A 2,827-nucleotide genomic window follows, 5' to 3' on the forward strand; every position below is an offset into this window, starting at 1 on the left:
CAGGTCGTCGAGGTCGTAGGCCAGGTCGCCGGCACCGATGCTCACGGTGTCGTCGAAGACCTCCGTCGGCAGTGGCCGGTGAGGGTCGTTCAGGAGCTTCAGTCGATGGGCTGCCGCGCGATGAGCGTCGCGCGCCGCGGTCGCGGGGTCGATCGACATCGCGCGTCGCAAGGGAAACCCGTACGACCCTCTTGCCGCTGCATCGATTCGGGAGGACCGTGTGATCAAGAACGGCGAGCCAAGGAGTCGACCCCATGACGGCCCACACCGAGGACCCGCCGCCCCGCCGCGGGAGGCTGCTGGATCAGACCGTCGTCGTGATCGGCGGGAGCGCAGGCATCGGCCTCGAGACCGCGCGCGAAGCACGGATCGAGGGAGCCGATGTCCTCCTGGTCGGCCGTGACGCCGACCGACTGGCGGCGGCGGCAGAGGAGGTCGGTGCCCGGCGGACAGCCGCCTTCGACGCCCACGACCTCGATGCCGTACGCGGGTTCTTCGCCGACCTCGAGCAGCCGGTCGACCACGTCATGGTCACGGCCGGGAACCCGTACTACGCCTCCCTGTGGGACACCGACTTCGGCGAGGCGGGACGGGCGCTGCAGGACCACCCGCTGCTCATGGCCGGCATCGCGCGGTACGGCGCACCCAGGGTCCGCCCCGGTGGCGCGCTCCTCTTCATGGGCGGGACCGGAGGCCGTCATCCCAGCATCGGGATCGGTGTGACGTCCGCGATGACCGCAGCCCTCCCCGCGCTCGCCGCCAGCCTCGCCGTCGAGGTGGCACCCGTACGCGTGAACCTCATCGCCGCCGGCTTCGTGAACACGCCACTGTCGGCACGGCTCCTCGGGGACGGACTCGAGGAGAGGCTCGACGAGCTGCGGCGGACGGTGCCGACCGGGAGAGTCGTCGAGCCGGAGGACGTCGCCGCCCTGGCCGTCCACATCATGACCAACCCGGCGCTCACCGGAGCGACGTTCGACATCGACGGAGGCCAGCAGCTCGTCGCCGCGCCACCGTCACAGCCGTAGGAGATCAGACGATCAGGACGACGCCGGCGACCACCACGGCGGAGGCCACGACGCGCTGCCGGCCCATCGGCTCGTGCAGCAGCGCGGCGCCGATCACGGCACCGAAGACGATGCTGGTCTCCCGCAGCGCCGCGACCGTGCCGAGATCTGCCTGGGTCTGTGCCCAGAGCACCAAACCGTAGCCAGCCGTGGCGATCAGTCCCCCGCCCAGTCCCCGGATCCAGATCGTCCGGTCGAACGACAGCACGCGCCGCCCTCGGACAGCCGCTGCCACGACCAGGAATCCGAGCCCCATGATCAGCTGCAACCAGAACACGTAGCCCAGGACCGCGTCGGCCCTCCTCACCCCGAGGCCGTCGACGACCGTGTAGCTGGTGATGGCCACCCCGGTGGCAACGGCGGAGGCCACCGCCGGCCAGGCGGGCGCCGGACGACGCGAACGAGTGAACACCAGGGCGAGCAGCCCCGCGCAGACCAGCAGGATGCCGAGGAGCTGACCACGACCGGGCACCTCGTGGAGGAAGAGGAGTCCGAAGACGGTGACCAGGAGCGGACTGGTGCCCCGAGCCAGCGGATAGACCTGGTTGAAGTCACCGACGCGATAGCTCCAGGTCATCAGCAGCATGTAGACCACGTGCAGCACGCCCGAGATCGCCAGGTACGGATACGAGCTCGGGTCCGGGGAGGGCACGACGGCGACGCCCACCGCCCCGAGGACGACCGAGACGGTGGACATCGCCGCGAAGCCCGCGACGCGATCGGACGTCGACTTCGCCAGGGCGCTCCAGGTCGCGTGCAGGAGGGCTGCCACCAGGACCACGATCACGACGCTCACGCACGTCAGACGACACCATCAGCCGCGATGTGACAAGGGCCGGAGTTGTCGACGTCCTCGGCGACTCAGGCGGTGGCGCGAGGACGGCGGCGCACCGGCCGCCGAATCGCCGAGCCGGGCTTCGACGCGAGGAGCGGGTCGAAGTCGTCGGTGATCTCCGTCAGGCGGGTCTCATCCACGAAGACGGCGCCGTCGTTGACCTCCTGGACGAGGTCGCGGCCCAGCACGGCGCCGGCCGTACCCATCCCGCCGTAGATCGTGGCGTTGATGCCGAACATGTGCTCCGTGCTCCCGCCCGCGAGGAACAGGCCCGGGATGTGGGTGGTGACCCGCGGACGGAACGGGCCGAGGTTCTTGAGCAACGGCGCGATGCCGTAGCAGGAGCCGCCGGTCGTGAGGGTGAAGCGCTCTTGGGTGATGGGGGTGGACGCCTCACAGAAGACCATCCGCTCCCGGATGTCGGGGATCATGAGCTCGGCGGTGTCGAGCACGCGCTGCGTGAGCTCCTCCTTGAGCTGGAGGTAGCGCTCGTCACGGCCGTAGCTGCCACCGTCCGCCGGGCCCGTCTCGACGTTCCAGAACCCGTAGTCCTTCGGCGCCCAGCTCACGAGCTCGAGCGTCGAGTAGCCGGGAGGCGCCGAGTGGGTCCCCGCCGGGTCCTTGGCCGTCGGGCAGCTGATCCCCACCGGCATCTGCTCGGGGCAGCGACCCGCGGCGACCTCGCGGTAGTAGCCGTCGACGTCGTTGTTCGGCCACACCCAGGCGAGCGGCGGGGTGTCCCGCTCGCGCAGGTCGACGTCGAGAGCGACGTACACCGCGAACATCGGCAGCGTCATCTCCAGGCCGTCCAGCTTGCGCCGCAGCCTGCGGGTCAGGTGCGGGTCGCCGACCAGCTCAGACCACGTCTTCTTGAAGTCGGCGGCCGAGACGACGACCTCGGCGCGGATCTCCTCGCCGCCCTGGA

At 70.4% G+C, this 2,827-nt stretch carries 2 protein-coding genes and 1 pseudogene; 1 reads left to right on the forward strand and 2 read right to left on the reverse strand.

Features of this window, described 5'->3' with window-relative positions; translation table 11 throughout:
- Positions 1–254: 254 nt before the first annotated feature.
- Positions 255–1,028 carry an SDR family oxidoreductase gene (locus PV363_RS17000; RefSeq protein WP_301022977.1) on the forward strand — a complete coding sequence of 258 codons (774 nt, stop codon included), beginning with the start codon at positions 255–257 and terminating at the stop codon, positions 1,026–1,028.
- 4 nt (positions 1,029–1,032) lie between these two features.
- Here the strand turns inward: PV363_RS17000 and PV363_RS17005 are convergent, their stop codons facing one another.
- Both PV363_RS17005 and PV363_RS17010 read right to left on the reverse strand, forming a co-directional pair.
- Positions 1,033–1,863 carry a DMT family transporter gene (locus PV363_RS17005; protein WP_220346436.1) on the reverse strand — a complete coding sequence of 277 codons (831 nt, stop codon included), beginning with the start codon at positions 1,861–1,863 and terminating at the stop codon, positions 1,033–1,035.
- Positions 1,864–1,928: 65 nt separating this feature from the next.
- Positions 1,929–2,827: pseudogene (locus PV363_RS17010) on the reverse strand (NAD(P)/FAD-dependent oxidoreductase); the annotation flags it as partial.

The organism is Mumia sp. (genome assembly GCF_028803055.1).
In the GTDB taxonomy this organism is placed as follows: domain Bacteria; phylum Actinomycetota; class Actinomycetes; order Propionibacteriales; family Nocardioidaceae; genus Mumia.